Source organism: Nocardioides guangzhouensis, assembly GCF_004519545.1.
GTDB lineage: Bacteria > Actinomycetota > Actinomycetes > Propionibacteriales > Nocardioidaceae > Nocardioides > Nocardioides guangzhouensis.
In genome coordinates, this window is the sequence record NZ_SDKM01000010.1 from 100,764 (window position 1) to 118,737 (window position 17,974).

A 17,974-nucleotide genomic window follows, 5' to 3' on the forward strand; every position below is an offset into this window, starting at 1 on the left:
GCCGGGCATGAGGACGACTGCCGCCGCCCTGCTCATCGCCCTGTCGCTCACCGGGCTCGCCGCCTGCGGTGACGACGAGGGGGACGCCACCGGCGCGGACGGTCGCAAGGTCGCCGCGAGCACCGACGACTTCTGCGCGGCGATCACCGACTTCGCCTCCGCCGCGAAGAACGACGACTGGTCGGCGCTGCGCCAGGCCGCCGACCGGCTCGAGGACGCCGGGCTGCCGAAGGACGCACCCGACGACGCCGGTGACGGGTACGACGTGATCCTCGAGGTGGTGCGGACGTACGACTCCAACGACGAGGTCGAGAAGAACATCACCGACGCGCAGGACGACCATGTCGAGGCGCTGCTGACCTACACGGACGACACCTGCGCCCAGCCCAGCATGGCGCCGAACGAGGGCGGGTCGGGCCCGTCCGACGAGCCGTCGTCGTGAGCCCGGCCCGGCTCCGGCCCGCCGACCCGGTCGAGGTCGCGGACGCGCTCTCCCGGTTCCGCGGGCTCGGTGCCGACCGGGCCGACCTGCGGCTGCTGAGCAAGCACTTCCTCGCCGTCCTCGCCGACCGGGCGCCGGGGGCGTCGGTGGAGGTCCGGGTCCCGCCGTACGCCGCGGTGCAGGCGGTCCCGGGCGTCCGGCACACCCGCGGCACGCCGCCGGCGGTCGTCGAGACCGACGCCGCGACCTGGATCGCGCTCGCCACCGGGGAGCTCGCCTGGGTGGACGCCGAGGCCTCGGGGCGGGTCAGCGCCTCGGGCGAGCGCGCCGACCTCACGCCGTACCTCCCGCTCACCTGAGCCGGGCCGGTCCGCGGGCCGGGACTTCCGGCCCCTCGCGCGTCCGCACTCCGGCCTCTACGTTGGGACCCGGAGCGCAGGACACCGACGTGGGAGCGACGAGGGAGCCCGACATGACCGTGACCGAGCAACCGACCGGAACGCCCCTGGCGGACGAGGAGGTGGCCGCGCTCGACGCCTGGTGGCGGGCCGCCAACTACGTCTCGGTCGGCCAGATCTACCTGCTGGACAACCCGCTGCTGGAGCGCCCGCTCGCGGCGGAGGACATCAAGCCGCGGCTGCTCGGCCACTGGGGCACCACGCCCGGCCTGAACCTGCTGTGGACCCACCTCAACCGGCTGATCCGCGAGCGCGACGTCGACGCGATCTTCCTCGCCGGGCCCGGGCACGGTGGTCCGGCTGCTGTCGCCAACGCCTGGCTGGAGGGGACCTACTCCGAGATCTACCCGGCGATCGGCCGGGACCGCGACGGGCTGCAGAAGCTGTTCCGGCAGTTCTCCTTCCCGGGAGGCATCCCGAGCCACGTCGCCCCCGAGACCCCGGGGTCGATCCACGAGGGCGGCGAGCTCGGCTACGTCCTCTCCCACGCGTACGGCGCCGCGATGGACAACCCGGACCTCGTCGTCGCCGCGGTGGTCGGCGACGGCGAGTTCGAGACCGGTCCGCTGGCCGCGTCCTGGCACGCGAACAAGTTCGTGGACCCGGTCCACGACGGCGCGGTGCTGCCGATCCTGCACCTCAACGGCTACAAGATCGCCAACCCCACCGTGGCCGCCCGGATCCCGCGGCCGGAGCTGGAGAGCCTGCTGCGGGGCTACGGCCACGAGGTGCTGACCGTCGAGGGCGACGACCCCGCCGACGTGCACCGCCAGATGGCCGCGGCCCTCGACACCGCGCACGACCGGATCCGCGAGATCCAGCGTGCCGCCCGCGAGGACGGCGACACCGAGCGGCGGCCGTGGCCGGCGATCCTGCTGGTCACCCCCAAGGGCTGGACCGGTCCGGCCACCGTCGACGGCGTCCAGGTCGAGGGCACCTGGCGGGCGCACCAGGTGCCGCTCGCCGAGACCCGCACCGACGACGCCCACCGGGGGATGCTCGAGGACTGGATGCGGTCCTACCGGCCGGCGGAGCTCTTCGACGGCGACGGCACCCCGGTCGCGGCGCTGCGCGACCTGGCCCCGGCCGGCACCCGGCGGATGTCGGCCAACCCGCACGCGAACGGCGGACTGCTGCGGCGGCCGTTGGAGATGCCGGACTTCCGCAGCCACGCGGTCGAGGTGACCACCCCGGGCGGGTCCATCCACGAGGCGACCCGGGTGCTCGGCCAGTTCCTCGTCGACGTGGTCCGCGACAACCCGACGACGTTCCGGATCTTCGGCCCCGACGAGACCGCCTCCAACCGGCTCGACGCGGTGTACGGCGTCACCGACAAGGTCTTCGCCGGCGCCATCCTCGACAGCGACGAGCACCTCGCCCGCAGCGGCCGGGTCGTCGAGATCCTCTCCGAGCACACCTGCCAGGGCTGGCTGGAGGGCTACCTCCTGACCGGGCGGCACGGGCTGTTCAGCTGCTACGAGGCGTTCATCCACCTCGTCGACTCGATGTTCAACCAGCACGCGAAGTGGCTGAAGACCACCCGCGGGATCGAGTGGCGGCCGCGGATCTCCAGCCTCAACTACCTGCTCAGCTCGCACGTGTGGCGGCAGGACCACAACGGCTTCTCGCACCAGGACCCCGGCTTCATCGACCACGTGATCAACAAGAAGGCCGAGGTGGTCCGGGTCTACCTCCCGCCGGACACCAACACGCTGCTCTCGACGATGCGGCACTGCCTGGCCAGCGAGCACTACGTCAACGTGGTGGTCGCCGGCAAGCAGCCGTCGTTCGACTGGCTGGACGCCGACCAGGCCGACCTGCACTGCGCCCGCGGGCTCGGGATCTGGGACTGGGCCTCCAACGACGACGGCGACCCGGACGTCGTGCTGGCCTGCGCGGGCGACGTACCCACGCTCGAGGCGCTGGCCGCGGTCTCGATCCTCCGCGAGCACCTGCCCGCCCTGCGCATCCGGTTTGTCAACGTGGTCGACCTGATGCGGCTCCAGGACGAGCACGAGCACCCGCACGGCCTGCCCGGCCGGGACTTCGACACCGTGTTCACGACCGACAAGCCGATCATCTTCGCCTACCACGGCTACCCGTGGCTGATCCACCGGCTGACCTACCGCCGTACCAACCACGCCAACCTGCACGTGCGCGGCTACAAGGAGGAGGGCACCACCACGACGCCGTTCGACATGGTCATGATGAACGACGTCGACCGGTTCCACCTGGTGATGGACGTGATCGACCGGGTGCCCGGGCTGGGTAGCCGCGCGGCTGGCCTGGGCCAGCTCATGGTCGACACCCGGCGGCGGGCCCGGGCGTGGACCCGCGAGCACGGCGACGACCTGCCCGAGGTGCGCGAGTGGCGGTGGGACCCGGCCGCAGAGCCGGGCCGCGGCAACTCGCCGTCGACCACCGCGGACACCAGCGCCGACTTCTAGGAACCGATCAGCGCCGCGACGTCGCGGGCGATCGCGAGCTCCTCGTCCGTGGGGACGACCAGCGCGGTCGTCGCGGCGCCGTCCGGCGAGATGACACGCGCTCCGTCGCCCGCGTTGCGGGCGTCATCGACCGCCAGCCCGAACGGCGCCAGCCCGGTGAGCACGTCGTGCCGCAGGCCGGCCGCGTGCTCGCCGACCCCGGCGGTGAACGTCAGCACGTCCAGGCCCCCGAGCACCGCGACGTACGCCCCGACGTACTTCCGCAGCCGGTGCACGTAGACGTCGTACGCCGCCCGCGCCCGCTCGTCACCCATGTCGCGGGCCGCCACGAGGTCGCGGAAGTCGCTGTGCCCCGCGAGCCCGAGCAGCCCGGACCGGTGGTGCAGCAGGTCCTCGAGCCCGTCCACGTCGAGCCCGCCGTGCCGCAGCAGGTGCACCACGACGCCCGGGTCGAGGTCGCCGGGCCGGGTGCCCATGACCAGGCCCTCCAGCGGGGTCAGCCCCATCGACGTGTCCAGCGCCCGCCCGCCCCGGACCGCCGCGACCGACGCCCCGTTGCCGAGGTGCAGGGTCACCTGCCGGAGCTCCGCCAGGTCGCGGCCGAGCAGCTCGGCGCCGCGCGCCGCGACGTACCGGTGGCTGATGCCGTGCATCCCGTAGCGGCGCAGCCGGAGCCGTTCGGCGATCCCGGCGTCGAGGGCGTACGTCGCCGCGGCCGGCGGCAGGTCGGCGAAGAACGCGGTGTCGAAGACCGCGACGTGTGGCAGGTCCGGGAACCGCTCGCGGGCCCGGCGCAACGCGCGCAGCGCCTGAGGGTTGTGCAGCGGTGCGAGCTCCGAGGCGTCCTCGATCCGCGAGACCGCCGCGTCGTCGAGGATCGTCGGCCGGACCAGGTCCGGTCCGCCGTGCACGATCCGGTGCCCGACCGCGAGCAGCCGGTCCGCGCCGAGCCCGGCCCCCGCGAGGTCGTCCTCCAGGGTGTCCAGCGCGTGCGCCCGGTCCGCGTCGTCGTCGACGTGCTCGACCTGCCGGGCCAGCCACACCGTGCCGTCCGGGTCGACCACCTTGAACTTCAGCGTCGAGGACCCGGTGTTGAGCACCAGCACCGGACGGCGCCGCGCGCCCGCCCGATCGGGATCGTGCGCTGCGGCCACGGTCGGCTCCTCTCGTCGCGCCCCAGCGTAGGGCGCCGCGCCGTCGCCGCGGCGGCTCGCTAGGGTCGGGCCCCATGAGCAACCCGAAGACCCTCGACGAGCTGCGCGCCCGCGTGCGCGAGCTGATGCCCCGCCTCCGTTCCGACCTCGAGGACCTGGTCCGGATCGAGTCGGTCAGCGCCGACCCGGAGCGGGCCGGCGAGGTCCAGCGCAGCGCCGAGGCGGTCCGCGACCTGTTCGCGGCCGAGGGCTTCGACGCGCAGATCCTCAGCGCCGACGGCGGCGCGCCGGCCGTCGTCGCGAAGAAGCCCGGCCCGCCCGGGTCGCGCACGGTGCTGCTCTACGCCCACCACGACGTCCAGCCCGAGAACGACCACGCCGACTGGGACTCCCCGCCGTTCGAGCCGACCGAGCGCGGCGACCGGCTCTACGGCCGCGGCGCCGCCGACGACAAGGCCGGCATCGTCGCCCACCTGGCCGCGGTCCGTGCGTTCGGTGACGACCTCCCGGTCGGGGTCACCATGTTCATCGAGGGCGAGGAGGAGGTCGGCTCCGAGTCGCTGGGCGCGTTCCTCGAGCAGTACGAGCACGAGCTCGAGGCCGACGTCATCGTGATCGCCGACTCCGGCAACTGGGACATCGGCGTGCCCGCACTGACCACCAGCCTGCGTGGCCTGGTCCGCGCCGACATCGAGGTCCGCACGCTCACCCACGCCGTCCACTCCGGCATGTGGGGCGGCCTGGTGCCGGACTCGCTGATGGCCCTCTCCCGCCTGATCGCGACTCTGCACGACGACGACGGCAACGTGGCCGTGGCGGGGCTGCACGCCGGCCCGGCCGCCGACGTGGAGTACCCCGAGGAGCGTCTCCGGGCCGAGTCCGGCGCCCTGCCGAGCATCGGCTGGATCGGCTCCGACAGCGTCGTGGAGCGGCTGTGGACCAAGCCGTCGCTCAGCATCACCGGCCTCGACGCGCCCAAGGTGGCCGGCGCCAGCAACACCCTCGTGCCCGCCGCCCGCGCCCGGATCTCCATGCGCATCGCGCCCGGCGACACCACGGAGAACGCCGTCGCCTGCCTGCGCACGCACCTCGAGAAGCACGTGCCGTGGGGCGCCGAGCTCGACTTCACCGTGGTCGACACCGGGGAGCCGATCGCGATCGACGCCACCGGCCCGGCGTACGACGTGGCGCGCGACGCCTTCGCCGAGGCCTGGGACGGGACCCCGCCGGTCGACATGGGAGTCGGCGGCTCGATCCCGTTCATCGCCGCGTTCCTCGAGGCGTTCCCCGCCGCGAGCGTGCTGGTGACCGGCGTCGAGGACCCCGACACCCGCGCGCACGGCGCCAACGAGGGCCTGCACCTCGCCGAGTTCGAGCGGGTCTGCGTCGCGGAGACGCTGCTGCTGCAGAACCTGGGCTGACCCGCCTCCGCTGGTTGAGGAGGGCGTCCTGCGCCCGTCTCGAAACCGAGGACCCGCGAAGGAGCTCAGCCGCAGCCGGGAAGCGTCACCTGGAAGGTGCTGCCCTCGCCGAGCTTGGACTCGACGCTGATCTCGCCCGCGTGCCGGTCGATGATCCGCTTCACGATCGCCAGTCCCAGCCCGGTGCCGGGGCGACGGGTCGCGTCGGGGTTGGAGGAGCGGAAGAACTCGTCGAACAGCCGCACCTGGTCGTTGCGGGAGATGCCGAGGCCCTGGTCGGTGACGGTGAACCGCACCCTGTCGCCGGTGCGGGCGAGCTGGACGGCGACCACGGCGTCCTCGGGGGAGTACTTCACGGCGTTGCTGATCAGGTTGACCAGCACCCGCTCGAGCTCCGGACGCTCACCGAGCGCGCAGACCGGCTCGTGCGGCGCGTCGACGACGATCTTGATGGCGCGGGCCTCGGCCTGCACGCCGACGATCTCGTGGACGTCCTCCAGCACCTCGAGCAGGTCGACCGGCCGCGGGTCGAGCGGGCGGCTCGGGTCGTTGACGCTGCTCAGCAGCAGCATGTCGGCGACGAGGCGCTGGAGCCGGTTGGTGTTGCGGGCGATCACCTCGAGCGAGCGCCCGCCCATCGCGTCGAGCTCGACGCCCTCGAGCAGCTCGAGGTGGCCGAGGATCGAGGTGAGCGGGTTCTTGAACTCGTGGGAGACGGTCTTGATCAGCTGCGACTTGTAGCTGTCGAGCTCCCGCATCTCCTCCAGCAGCTGCTTCTCGCGCTGGAACAGGCGGGCGTTGAGGACCGCGCGGCCGAGGTCGTGGCCGATGTCGAACGCGGCGTCCGCCTCGACCTGGGTCCACTCGTGGTCGCGCTCGGTGCGGGTCAGGACGAGGTTGCCCAGGCACTCGGGCCCGGCGCCCAGGGGCACGAAGAGCAGCGAGACCACGCCGATCCGGTCGACGAAGTCGAGCACCAGCTCGCGCTCGTCGGGGAGCAGGATGTCCTTGACCGGGTCGCGCCGCCGGGAGGCGAAGGCCACCCGCTGCTCGTCCCAGCACCGGTGCGCGGCCGCCACCGCGATCTCGACCAGGTCGGCCGGGATGTCCATCTCGGTGCCCTCGCCGGCGAAGATCGCGCCGTGCCCGCGCACGCCACCGCCCTCGAAGGTCTGGATCCACATGCCGTGCGCGCCGAAGCCCTCGACGATCGCCTCCTGGCAGTCGGCCAGGATCCGGTCGAGGTCGAGCTGGGCGGAGGCAGTGCGGACGATGGAGCGGGCGGTCTCGGCGAGGCGCAGCCGCTCGGTCAGCCGCTCGCGGGCCAGCAGCGCGTTGACCGCCTTGGCCGAGTAGTCGGCGTACCGCTGGAGCAGGCGCTGGCGCTCCTGGTCGGGGCGCAGCCCGTCGGCCGGCAGGTCGACCGCGAGCACGCCCACCGGGTCGCCGACGTCGTCGCGGAGCGGGGAGAACAGGAAGTCCAGGGGCTTCCACGCGTTGGGGTCGTCGACGGGGACCACGTCGGGCACCCAGCCCGGGTCCTCGAGCCGGTCGATCACGCGCTCCTCGGGCACGAAGCAGAGCGGCCCCCACCAGTCGGCCATCGCGATGTCGGCCTCGAGGGTGGTGAGCGCGCGGCGCTTGCCGAGCAGCTCTTCGCGGGCGTCAGCGTTGCCGGAGACGGCCACGATCTCGAGCTCGTCGTTGTCCCGGAGCACGGAGATCGCGGCAACGCCGAAGCCGACGACGCCGTAGACGCCGTCGGCGATCTCCTGCAGCGCGTCCACCAGCTCGGCCTGCGACCATGCACCGGACATGATCTCGTCGAGCCGGAGACCCGTGTCGGGACTCTCTTCGAAGCTCACTGTGTCTCCCCGAGGAACGACTGTTCGAGGCTACCGTCCCTCAGGCCTCAGTGTGCGGCACCAGTACTTGACTTGTTCACGAAATGGGGAGTAACGCTGCCCGAATCGTCCCGTCGGCCCGAGGGCGCCTAGACTCGTGCCGTGCCCCAGTCGAGCAGCACACGCAAGGGTGGCGACGGCCGCCTGACCACCGCCATCGACCCCCAGGACCAGGGACCGCAGGACGCCTGCGGGGTCTTCGGGGTCTGGGCCCCCGGCGAGGACGTCGCCAAGCTCACCTACTTCGGCCTCTACGCGCTCCAGCACCGTGGTCAGGAGTCGGCCGGCATCGCGGTCAGCAACGGCCGGCAGATCCTGGTGTACAAGGACATGGGGCTGGTCTCGCAGGTCTTCGACGAGTCCACCCTCGAGGCGCTCAAGGGGTACCTCGCGATCGGGCACTCGCGCTACTCCACGACCGGCGCGAGCACCTGGCACAACGCGCAGCCGACCTTCCACCCGACCGCGGGCGGGTCGATCGCGCTGGCCCACAACGGCAACCTGACCAACACCGCCGACCTGGCCGCGATGGTGCAGGACCTCTCCGCCCTCGACGGCGAGCTCGACCTCCAGATGCGGCGCCCCGAGGCGGCGACGAACGACACCAGCGTGGTCACCGCGCTGCTCGCCCACCACCCCGACAGCACCGTCGAGGAGAAGGCGATGGAGCTGCTGCCGCAGGTCCGTGGCGCCTACTCCTTCGTCTGGATGGACGAGAACACGCTGTACGCCGCCCGGGACCCCCAGGGCATCCGGCCGCTGGTGCTGGGGCGGCTCGAGCGCGGGTGGGTGGTCGCCTCCGAGACCGCGGCGCTCGACATCGTCGGCGCGTCGTACATCCGCGAGGTGGAGCCGGGCGAGCTGGTCGCGATCGACGAGGACGGCCTCCGCTCGCGCCGGTTCGCCGAGGCCGCGCCCAAGCACTGCCTCTTCGAGTTCGTCTACCTCGCCCGCCCGGACACGATGATGAACGACAAGCGGGTGCACAGCGTCCGCGTCGAGATCGGTCGCCGCCTGGCCCGCGAGTTCCCCGCCGACGCCGATCTGGTGATGCCGGTGCCGGAGTCCGGCACGCCGGCCGCGATCGGGTACGCCGAGGAGTCCGGCATCCCCTACGGCACCGGCCTGGTGAAGAACTCCTACGTCGGCCGCACCTTCATCCAGCCCAGCCAGACCATCCGCCAGCTCGGCATCCGGCTCAAGCTCAACCCGCTGCGCGACGTCATCGAGGGCAAGCGGCTGGTCGTGGTCGACGACTCGATCGTGCGCGGCAACACCCAGCGCGCCCTGGTCCGGATGCTGCGCGAGGCCGGCGCCCGCGAGGTGCACGTCCGGATCTCCTCGCCGCCGGTGAAGTGGCCGTGCTTCTACGGCATCGACTTCGCGACCCGGGCCGAGCTGATCGCCAACGGCCTCGAGACCGACGAGATCCGCCGCTCCATCGACGCCGACTCGCTCGGCTACATCTCGCTCGAGCAGCTGGTCGAGGCCACCACGGTGCCGATGGACGACCTGTGCCGGGCCTGCTTCGACGGTGTCTACCCGGTGGCCCTGCCCGAGGCCGAACGGCTCGGCAAGCACCTCCTCGAGACCCCGCTGCCGATCGACGTCGACGGGCTGGCCACCTCGCTGGCCGGTGGCGGCGCGGCCGACGCCCTCGACCGACCCTGACCCTGCCGGAACCGACACCGCCCCCGATCGAGGAGTGCTTGTGACCCAGCCGTCCGACCAGCCGAGCAACGCCTACGCCGCCGCGGGCGTCTCCATCGAGGCTGGCGACCGCGCGGTCGAGCTGATGAAGGGCTGGGTCGAGAAGGCCCGCCGCCCCGAGATGATCGGGGGCATCGGCGGCTTCGCGGGGCTGTTCGACGCCAGCGCGCTGCTGACCTACAACCGCCCGCTGCTGGCCACCTCCGCCGACGGCGTGGGCACCAAGGTCGCGATCGCCCAGGCCCTCGACAAGCACGACACGATCGGGTTCGACCTGGTCGGCATGCTGGTCGACGACCTCGTGGTGTGTGGTGCCGAGCCGCTGTTCCTCACCGACTACATCGCCACCGGACGGGTGGTCCCCGAGCGGATCGCCGCGATCGTCAAGGGCATCGCCGAGGCCTGCGTCGAGGCCGGCTGCGCGCTGATCGGCGGCGAGACGGCGGAGCACCCCGGGCTGCTCGAGCCCGACGAGTACGACGTGGCCGGCGCGACCACCGGCGTGGTCGAGGCGGAGAAGCTGCTCGGCCCCGGCCGGGTCCGCCCGGGTGACGCGGTGATCGCGATGGAGGCCTCGGGCCTGCACTCCAACGGCTACTCGCTGGTGAGGCACGTCCTGCTGAGCTCTGCGGGCTGGTCGCTCGACCGGCACGTCGACGAGCTGGGCCGGACGCTGGGCGAGGAGCTGCTCGAGCCGACCCGGATCTACGCGAAGGCCTGCCTGGCGCTCGCCGAGGAGACCGCGACCCACGCGATGTCCCACGTCACCGGTGGCGGGCTGGCCGCCAACCTGGCCCGGGTGATGCCCGAGGAGCTGGGCGCGACGATCGAGCGCGGCACCTGGACCCCGGCGCCGGTCTTCGACCTGGTGCGCCGGGTGGGCGACGTACCCCAGGCCGACCTGGAGCAGACCCTGAACTGCGGCGTCGGGATGGTCGCGCTCACCGACCCGGCCGATGCCTACAAGGCGGTCGCGGTGCTCGACCGGTTCGGCATCCGGGCCTGGGTCGCCGGGTCGGTCGCCAGCGGCGACGGGAGCGTGGAGCTGGTCGGGCAGCACCCCGGCTGGTGACCCGTCCGGCCACCGGATTCGGCCCGGTGGCGCGGTCCGCGGGCGCCCGGTGCCCGAAATGTGCGTATGCCCACGGCGAAAATCGTGGTCCCGGTGTGCGGGAACACCCACCGAGCGGGTAGCGTTGGGCCCACGAGAAACCAGAGACAGACCGGGAGCCCGTGAGCCCCGGCCAAGCGCGCGAGGGGGTCGTTCCTGTGGGACGCGGCCGAGCAAAAGCCAAGCAGACGAAGGTCGCCCGTGACCTGAAGTACCGCACGCACGAGACGGACTTCGGGGCCCTGGCCAACGAGCTGCACGGCAACAACCAGTCCAAGGCCGACGAGGCGGACTCGCCCGAGGACGAGTACGACGACTGGTCGGACTACTCCCAGTCGCGACGCGACTGACGCCCACCGCACCCTGACGGTCAGGCCGTCGGGGTGTCGTGCTGCCCGGACCCGGGCGCGGTGGCCGCGCGCCGTACCCGTCGCTCGGTCGCGCAGGACCGTCGCCTCGCCCTGCCCTCCCACCCCGGGATCGGGATAGTCCCAAACGAAACGGTCGTCGTGCGGATGGATCCGCGACCGTTTCGTTCGGGACTATCGGGCAGCTCGGTCAGCGGTTGAGGTAGAGGCCACGCAGGCGGCCGACCTCGCGGATGCGGCGCTCGGCGAGGCGGTCGGCAGCGATGGCCGGGGGTACGCCGTCGTCCCGGGCGAGCTCGAAGACCCGGCGGGTGGTCTCGAAGATGCCGGACGCCCGGTGCTGGGCGCGCTCGAAGGAGAAGCCCTCGAGCTCGTCGGCGACCTGGATGACGCCACCGGAGTTCACGCAGTAGTCGGGGGCGTAGAGGATGCCGCGGTCGGCGAGCTGCTTCTCGATGCCCGGGTGCGCGAGCTGGTTGTTGGCCGCACCGCAGACGATCTTCGCGCTGAGCTGCTGGACGACCGTGTCCGTGATCGCGCCGCCGAGCGCGCAGGGGGCGTAGACGTCGAGCTCGGAGGCGACCAGCGCCTCGGTCGACTCGACCGCGGTGACCTGCGGGAACTCGTCGCGGACCCGCTCGACCGCGGGCGCCCAGACGTCGGTGACGACAACGGTGGCGCCGTCCTCGATCAGGTGGCGGACCAGGTGCCGGCCGACCTTGCCTACGCCGGCGATGCCGACGGTGCGGCCGGCCAGGGTCGGCTCTCCCCAGGTCGCCTCGGCGGCGGCGCGCATCCCCTGGAACGTGCCGTACGCCGTGAGCACCGAGCTGTCGCCCGCGCCGCCGTGGGCGACGGTGCGGCCGGTGACGAACGAGCTCTCCCGAGCGATGTGGTCCATGTCCTCGGAGAAGGTGCCGACGTCGCAGGCGGTGTAGTAGCGCCCGTTGAGCGACTCGACGAAGCGGCCGTAGGCCCGCAGCAGGGCCTCGGTCTTGATCGCGGTCGGGTCCCCGACGATGACCGCCTTGCCGCCGCCGAGGTCGAGCCCGGCGAGGGCGTTCTTGTAGGTCATGCCGCGCGACAGGTTCAGCACGTCGGCGACCGCGTCGGCGGTGCTGGCGTACGGGTAGAAGCGGGTGCCGCCGAGGGCGGGACCCAGCGCGGTGGAGTGGAGGGCGATGATCGACTTGAGGCCGCTCTCCTGGTCGTGGCAGAAGACGACTTGCTCGTGCTCGGTGTCGAGCAGCTCGGACGGGAACCCGGTCACGGTGGCGACCTTTCTCTGTATCAGCCAACTGGTTGTGGCATCATTTGTCCTGTTTGGTGAGGTCCCGCATGGGTGGCGCAGACACCTCTACCCCAGACTAGGAGGGGGAGGGGCACTGCGCGAAAACCAGACACGTCCGGCGATCCCGGACGCCAGCAACTCTCAAGGAGCAGAAAGCCACAAGATGAACCCGCGAATCGACGAAGCAGAGAACCTGCTCACGCCGTCCGAGGTTGCTGCCCTGTTCCGCGTGGATCCGAAGACGGTGACACGCTGGGCCAAGGCCGGCAAGATCGGGTCGATCCGCACTCTCGGGGGGCATCGCCGTTTCCGTGAGTCGGAGGTCCGACAGCTACTCGAGGCCGACGGATCGCAGTGAGCTCCATCCACAACTGAACGATCACCCGAAGGAGCCGTGCCGGCCTCGTCCCTCGACGAACCGGGCGGCTCCTTCCACGCTCTCGGCCGCCAGCGGCACCATCCCGTGCCGCAGCTCGTTCGCCATCGCCTCCTCGAAGTCGAGGTCGGCCTGCTCCAGCAGGCTGGCCCGGTCGTGCCGAAGACACACCTGCGGGTGTACGGCGACCTGCGCGGCCAGCTCGCGGGCCGCGGCCAGCGCCTCCCCGGAGGGGACCACCCGGTTCACCAGGCCCATCGTGAGCGCCTCGTCGGCGGGCACCGGGCGCCCGGTGAGCACCAGGTCCAGCGCCTGGGACTGCCCGATCAGCCGCGGCAGCCGCACCGTGCCGCCGTCGATGAGCGGCACGCCCCAGCGCCGGCAGAACACGCCCAGCACCGCATCCTCGGCGGCCACCCGCAGGTCGGCCCAGAGCGCGAGCTCGAGCCCGCCGGCCACCGCGTAGCCCTCGACCGCCGCGATCACCGGCTTGGTCAGCCGGAGCCGCGTCGGGCCCATCGGGCCGTCACCGTCTGGCGCCACCCGGTTGCCGCGCGTGGTGCCGATCGCGGCCAGGTCGGCTCCGGAGCAGAAGGTGCCGCCGGCGCCGGTCAGCACCGCGACCAGCGCTGCGTCGTCGGCCTCGAACGCGCGGAACGCGTCGGCCAGGAGCGCCGCGGTCGGTCCGTCGACCGCGTTGCGCACCTCGGGCCGGTCGAGCGTGACCGTCGTGACCGGACCTTCGTGGGTGACCCGCACCGGCTCGTTCATGGGCGTCCCTCCGTCCGCAGCACCAGCACGTCGCCGTGGGTGCCGTAGCCGGCGACGCCGCCACCGTACGGCGTCCCGTCGAAGGTCAGCAGCAGCCACCGCCCGTCGCGCTCGACCAGCGAGGGCCACGGGATGTTCGTCGGGTACGGCGCGTCCAGCGAGCCGACCTCGGTCATCGCGAGGTCGAACACGGGGAACCGGCCGCGCAGCGGCTTCGGGTTGTCCCGGCCGTCGCTGGCCAGCACCCGCCAGGTCCCGTCGAACCGGGCCAGCATCGCGCCCTCGGTGCCGCGGCGGTCGGAGGCGGCGCCGAGCAGCTCCCAGCCGTCCAGCCGGCCGGGCTCCCGAGCCCGGGCCAGGGCCGGGTAGAAGTCGAAGAACTTCCGGGCCGCGACGAACGACACGTGCCAGTGCCCGTCGACCACCGCCAGGTGCGGGTCCCAGGTGCCCACGCACGGCGTCGGCAGGTCGCCGACCGGCAGCGCGAGCGGCACCGCGTCCAGGACGTGCTCGCCGGCCAGCAGGTCCGCGGTGCTGGTGGACAGCGTGATGCCCATCGACGTGTGGTCGAAGTCGCCCCAGGTGCTCGACGCCAACAGCCAGCGGTCGCCGTCGCGGACCAGGTGCACCGCGTGGTCGCCCAGCACCCGCCCGCCGCGGTGGACGTAGAGGTCGGCCCGGTGCTCCAGGGCGAACGTGTCGGGGTCGAACCCCCAGACGCCGGTGTGGGCGGTGTCGAAGAAGCCCGGACCGGCATGGGTGGCGGTCACCAGCAGCCGCCCGTCGCGTTCGTACGGTGTGCCGTCGGCGTGGGTGACGAACCCGACGTCGCGCAGTCCGAGCTGGCCGAACGTGCCCGCCCGCACCGCCGTGACCGGCGTACGTTCGTGGGACTCGCGGGGCAGCCAGGCCGTGTCCGCCCCGAGCCCGGCCAGGAACGCGGGGTCGGTGGTGGGCACCCGGTCGGCGAGGTCGACCTTGGCCCGCGGCGTCCACGTGTCGTCGGCGAGCGTGAGCACGGTGAGCTGGCGGCCGGTCAGGGTCGCCGCGAGGCCGTCCGGCGGGGTGTCGGGCCGGCCGTGCCGGCGGCTGCGGTGGTGGGTGGTGCGCCCGGTCCCGTCGGTGACGTCGAGACCGGCCAGCCGGCGCCCACCGTCGTACCACGCCTCCAGCAGCACCCCGCCCGGCCCGCGGAACCCGGCCACCACACGACCGGCCAGGTCGTGGGTGCCCAGCCGCGCCTCCACCGCGGCGTACGGCGCCACGAAGCCGGTGCGCCGCTCGTCCGCGACCAGCGCGACCGGACGGGACCGGTGGACGGGCGAGAACGGCGACAGCACGTCCTTCACCCTAGGACCGCTGACCCGGCACATCTTGTGCCGGGTCGCCTTGGTCCAGACGCGGTGAGTCGGCACATCTTGTGCCGGGTCACCGCCTTGGGGACGTGGTGAGTCGGCACATCTTGTGCCGGGTCAGCGGAGGCGGCGGACGTACGCCGCCGCCTTCCGCAGGTCGGCCAGGCGCTGCTCCCAGGTCACCCCGACGACCGTGAGCACCGTGCCGACCAGCCCGATGAGCACCCACTGGGGCGCCACCGAGGCGTACTGCGCCTCCCGGAGCACCAGCACCAGCCCGACCGCGGCACCGGCGACCAGCGGGGTCGCCCACCGCAGCAGGACCCCGGCGACGACCAGCACCAGGCAGGCCAGGCCCAGCCAGAAGGCCCGGATCGTGACCGGCTCCACCAGGACCAGCAGCAGCGACGGGCCGAGCGCCAGCCCGAGCCCGGCGGAGAGGGCCCGGCGGCTGGACACCGCGGTGTCGCGCATCCGGACCAGCCCGACCCCGATCAGCACCAGCGCCAGCGGCAGCGTGTAGGCCTCGACGGTGCCGACACCGAGCTGCTCGAGCCGCACCCACTGGGCCAGGGTCAGCAGGCCGAGGCCGGTCCAGCCCAGCTCGGTACGGTCCGGGTTGCGCAGTGCGGAGACCATCACGAGGGCGCCGGCCAGGGTGAGGTAGACGGCCAGCCAGGTCTGGTCGACGCCGGTCCCGGACAGCACGGACACCGGGACCGCGACCAGCACGGCCAGCGTGCCGCCGAGCTCGCGGGCGAACGTCGGGCGGACGATCGCGAGCAGCCCGGCCAGGACCACGACCGGCACGGCCCGCCAGACCAGGTCCCCGCCGGCCAGGTGCAGCAGCGTCCAGACCAGAGCGCCCGCGACCGGGGCCAGGGCCACGTCGCCGACGACCCGCACCCCGTCCCGGCCCCGGAACGAGGCCCAGCCGGCGGCCGCGGTCAGCAGGGTCAGCAGGGCGGCGGTGGTCACGTCGTTGCCGACCGCGGTGACCGCGGCGAGGACCGACACCGCCGCGGCGCCGGCGGCGGGCAGCGTCACCGGCACGCCGTGGAGCACCGGCGTGGCGCGCAGCCCGGCCGTCGCCAGCGCGACGACGACGGCGACCTGGACGGCGAGGGCCGAACCGAGCGGGACGTCGTACAGCCCGGGCAGGACCGCCACGGTGCCGCCGACGGCCACCACGGCCAGGTCCGTGAGCCCGCGCCTCCCGGGGCCGCCGGCCGGGCGCAGCGACACCGCGAGCGCGGCGACGGCCGCCGCGGCCGCGGCCGGCAGCAGGACCAGCCACGTCGCCGGGGTGGGGCCACCGCCGACACGGTCACCGGCGCCGAGGGTCCACACGCCCAGCTCCAGCAGCGTCTCGAGACCGCGGCCACCCTCGGCGAGCACCCACAGCCCCAGACCGGTGCCGGCGGCGAGGGCCGGGGCCACCAGGACCCACTGCCAGCGACCGGGGAGGAGGTACGACGCCACGCCGGCGCCGGCGACCACGGCCAGGCCGGTCAGCACGACAGGGACGGTGGACTCGTCGACGACGGGGGCGACCGTGAGCACGACCAGGACGGCCACACCGATCGACGCGGCGCTCACACGCAGCGCCTCGGGGGCGGCCCGGACCAGGGCCGGGGCGGCGGCGAGCCCGGCGGCGGCCAGCAGCGGCCAGCCCTCGATCCGGAGCCAGACGTCCGCGAACGACGGGTCGTCGAGCACCCGTCCGAGACCGAGGGCGACCAGCAGCAGCCACCAGATGCCGCAGAGCAGCGTCGCACCGGCGGCGGCGACCCGCAGGCCGGCGGCGTGGCTCAGGGCGGCGACCGCGGCCAGCGCAAGAACCAGGATCGTCAGCGCGAGGGCCTCGGCGGTGCCGGCCAGGTCGGTGACGGCGGCCGCGGCGAGGGCGGTCCCAGCGATGGCGACCAGCTGTGCCCCGACCAGCGGCCGCAGGGAGGTGCGCCCCACCGCGGCCGCGGTGGCGGAGCCGACGACCCCGAGGACCGAGCCGACCAGCGCCACGAAGCCGGTGGACGAGACAGCGTCGAGCCAGCCGGCCGAGAGGGCGCCGAGCAGGTCGAGGACGAGGAAGCCGAGGAGCAGCAGCCCGAACGACTCCGCCCCCGCGGGCAGGCCGCGCCGCGCCATCCAGCCGGTGGCGGCGCCCGCGCCGGAGGTGAGCGCGAGCAGGATCACGGTGCGGGTGCCGAAGCCGAGGTCGCCCCAGGCCACCACGAGGAAGACGATCGCCGCCGCCAGCAGGCAGGTCGCACCCAGGCCGAGCAGGATGCGGGGGACCGAGGCGGCACCGAGGCCGGTGCTCCGCTCGCGCGACGCGGAGGTCGGGTAGGCGGGAAGGGCGGTGACGTCGATGCGGGGAGCGGTCGCGGGAGCCGGACCGGTCGCGGAGGCCGCGACTCCGGCCGCGACCGGCTGGGCGACCGGCTGGCCGACTGGCTGGGCGACTGGCTGGGCGGCTGGATGGGCGACCGGCTGGGCGACGGCGACCGCCGCAGCAGCCAGCCTGGCGACCAGGGAGTCGGCGTGGGTGAGGGTGCGGAACAGCGCCTCGGCGTCGGGACCGGTCAGCGTGGCGTCGCAGTGCCGGCACTGCGTGGCGGCGTACGTGATGGCCTGCCGGCAGCACGGGCAGACCTCGGGGTCGGCGTAGCGGATCATGCATCCATTGCGCCAGCCGGCCGTGGGCCGCGTCGTGAGCGCGATCGCCCGACGTGGCTGAGCACGGGTACTCGGATCGGTCCGGGCAACCGCCGTCCGGGCGGCTGGAACGACACGACCGCAGGCCCGGGATCCGGACCTGCGGTCGTGGGTGGTGGCCAGGGGCGGGGTCGAACCGCCGACCTTCCGATTTTCAGTCGGACGCTCGTACCAACTGAGCTACCTGGCCAAGCCGCGGAAACCATACCGCAGGGGTGCGATGGCCAAGAATTCGGCATCGGGCCTGCCTTTTGGCCCGGAACCTTCGCGCGCCCTATGCTGGTGCGGCTCGCGGGCGCGCCGGCTGGTGCGGACCCGGGGGCAGGCCCCCATCGTCTAGTGGCCTAGGACGTCGCCCTTTCACGGCGGTAGCACGGGTTCGAATCCCGTTGGGGGTGCGAGTGGGACCGGCCGTCACCGCCGATTGGGAGACCGCGGCGAGTGTAGG

General features: G+C 73.3%; 14 protein-coding genes and 2 tRNA genes. 9 read left to right on the top strand and 7 right to left on the bottom strand.

The window, feature by feature from the left end; all coding sequences use genetic code 11:
* Positions 1-7: 7 nt before the first annotated feature.
* The 3 genes from EKO23_RS08665 to EKO23_RS08675 all read left to right on the top strand — a co-directional run bounded on the left by EKO23_RS08665 (position 8) and on the right by EKO23_RS08675 (position 3,347).
* On the top strand, positions 8-442 hold the full coding sequence (locus EKO23_RS08665; protein ID WP_134716232.1) for a hypothetical protein: 435 nt from the start codon (positions 8-10) through the stop codon (positions 440-442).
* Positions 439-801 (top strand): sterol carrier family protein, encoded by a 363-nt coding sequence (locus EKO23_RS08670; RefSeq protein WP_134716234.1) that lies wholly within the window; start codon positions 439-441, stop codon positions 799-801. Before EKO23_RS08665 ends, EKO23_RS08670 begins: the two co-directional genes overlap by 4 nt.
* 113 nt (positions 802-914) lie before the next feature.
* On the top strand, positions 915-3,347 hold the full coding sequence (locus EKO23_RS08675; RefSeq protein ID WP_134716236.1) for a phosphoketolase family protein: 2,433 nt from the start codon (positions 915-917) through the stop codon (positions 3,345-3,347).
* Here EKO23_RS08675 and EKO23_RS08680 read toward each other — a convergent pair.
* Entirely contained in the window at positions 3,344-4,501 is a 1,158-nt protein-coding gene (locus EKO23_RS08680; RefSeq protein ID WP_217702540.1) for an acetate/propionate family kinase, read from the bottom strand. The two genes, EKO23_RS08675 and EKO23_RS08680, sit on opposite strands and share 4 nt — an antisense overlap.
* Before the next feature lie 74 nt (positions 4,502-4,575).
* Here EKO23_RS08680 and EKO23_RS08685 point away from each other — a divergent pair, with 74 nt between their 5' ends.
* Positions 4,576-5,922 carry a dipeptidase gene (locus EKO23_RS08685; protein ID WP_134716238.1) on the top strand — a complete coding sequence of 449 codons (1,347 nt, stop codon included), beginning with the start codon at positions 4,576-4,578 and terminating at the stop codon, positions 5,920-5,922.
* A gap of 65 nt (positions 5,923-5,987) precedes the next feature.
* Here the strand turns inward: EKO23_RS08685 and EKO23_RS08690 are convergent, their stop codons facing one another.
* Positions 5,988-7,787: a sensor histidine kinase gene (locus EKO23_RS08690; protein WP_134716240.1), complete on the bottom strand. Its 1,800-nt coding sequence runs from the start codon at positions 7,785-7,787 to the stop codon at positions 5,988-5,990.
* Between the two features lie 141 nt (positions 7,788-7,928).
* Here EKO23_RS08690 and purF point away from each other — a divergent pair, with 141 nt between their 5' ends.
* The 3 genes from purF to EKO23_RS08705 all read left to right on the top strand — a co-directional run bounded on the left by purF (position 7,929) and on the right by EKO23_RS08705 (position 10,997).
* Entirely contained in the window at positions 7,929-9,497 is a 1,569-nt protein-coding gene (gene purF / locus EKO23_RS08695) for an amidophosphoribosyltransferase (RefSeq protein WP_134716242.1), read from the top strand.
* Between the two features lie 40 nt (positions 9,498-9,537).
* Positions 9,538-10,608: a phosphoribosylformylglycinamidine cyclo-ligase gene (purM, locus tag EKO23_RS08700; protein ID WP_134716244.1), complete on the top strand. Its 1,071-nt coding sequence runs from the start codon at positions 9,538-9,540 to the stop codon at positions 10,606-10,608.
* 197 nt (positions 10,609-10,805) lie between these two features.
* Entirely contained in the window at positions 10,806-10,997 is a 192-nt protein-coding gene (locus EKO23_RS08705) for a DUF3073 domain-containing protein (RefSeq protein ID WP_134716246.1), read from the top strand.
* Between the two features lie 208 nt (positions 10,998-11,205).
* Here EKO23_RS08705 and EKO23_RS08710 read toward each other — a convergent pair whose 3' ends face one another.
* A complete protein-coding gene (locus EKO23_RS08710; RefSeq protein WP_134716248.1) occupies positions 11,206-12,285 on the bottom strand; it encodes a Glu/Leu/Phe/Val dehydrogenase dimerization domain-containing protein in 1,080 nt (359 codons plus the stop codon).
* Between the two features lie 184 nt (positions 12,286-12,469).
* On the opposite strand from EKO23_RS08710, the gene EKO23_RS08715 reads away from it, so the two are divergent.
* On the top strand, positions 12,470-12,664 hold the full coding sequence (locus tag EKO23_RS08715; protein ID WP_134716250.1) for a BldC family transcriptional regulator: 195 nt from the start codon (positions 12,470-12,472) through the stop codon (positions 12,662-12,664).
* Between the two features lie 21 nt (positions 12,665-12,685).
* Here EKO23_RS08715 and EKO23_RS08720 read toward each other — a convergent pair whose 3' ends face one another.
* From EKO23_RS08720 to EKO23_RS08735, 4 genes are all read right to left on the bottom strand, one after another.
* Positions 12,686-13,453: a crotonase/enoyl-CoA hydratase family protein gene (locus EKO23_RS08720; protein ID WP_134716252.1), complete on the bottom strand. Its 768-nt coding sequence runs from the start codon at positions 13,451-13,453 to the stop codon at positions 12,686-12,688.
* Positions 13,450-14,793, bottom strand: a complete 1,344-nt coding sequence (locus tag EKO23_RS08725; protein ID WP_134716255.1) for a hypothetical protein — start codon at positions 14,791-14,793, stop codon at positions 13,450-13,452. Before EKO23_RS08725 ends, EKO23_RS08720 begins: the two co-directional genes overlap by 4 nt.
* Positions 14,794-14,925: 132 nt before the next feature.
* Positions 14,926-17,487 carry an SCO7613 C-terminal domain-containing membrane protein gene (locus EKO23_RS08730; protein WP_134716257.1) on the bottom strand — a complete coding sequence of 854 codons (2,562 nt, stop codon included), beginning with the start codon at positions 17,485-17,487 and terminating at the stop codon, positions 14,926-14,928.
* Positions 17,488-17,639: 152 nt separating this feature from the next.
* Positions 17,640-17,716, bottom strand: a tRNA-Phe gene (locus tag EKO23_RS08735).
* 135 nt (positions 17,717-17,851) lie between these two features.
* Here EKO23_RS08735 and EKO23_RS08740 point away from each other — a divergent pair.
* Positions 17,852-17,924, top strand: a tRNA-Glu gene (locus EKO23_RS08740).
* Positions 17,925-17,974 lie beyond the last annotated feature (50 nt).

Bases quoted from the DNA above. Each gene is read 5' to 3' on its own strand.
- EKO23_RS08665 (WP_134716232.1), top strand. From the start codon at position 8: ATGAGGACGACTGCCGCCGCCCTGCTCATCGCCCTGTCGCTCACCGGG.
- EKO23_RS08675 (WP_134716236.1), top strand. From the start codon at position 915: ATGACCGTGACCGAGCAACCGACCGGAACGCCCCTGGCGGACGAGGAG.
- EKO23_RS08685 (WP_134716238.1), top strand. From the start codon at position 4,576: ATGAGCAACCCGAAGACCCTCGACGAGCTGCGCGCCCGCGTGCGCGAG.
- EKO23_RS08715 (WP_134716250.1), top strand. From the start codon at position 12,470: ATGAACCCGCGAATCGACGAAGCAGAGAACCTGCTCACGCCGTCCGAG.
- EKO23_RS08720 (WP_134716252.1), bottom strand. From the start codon at position 13,453: ATGAACGAGCCGGTGCGGGTCACCCACGAAGGTCCGGTCACGACGGTC.
- EKO23_RS08730 (WP_134716257.1), bottom strand. From the start codon at position 17,487: ATGATCCGCTACGCCGACCCCGAGGTCTGCCCGTGCTGCCGGCAGGCC.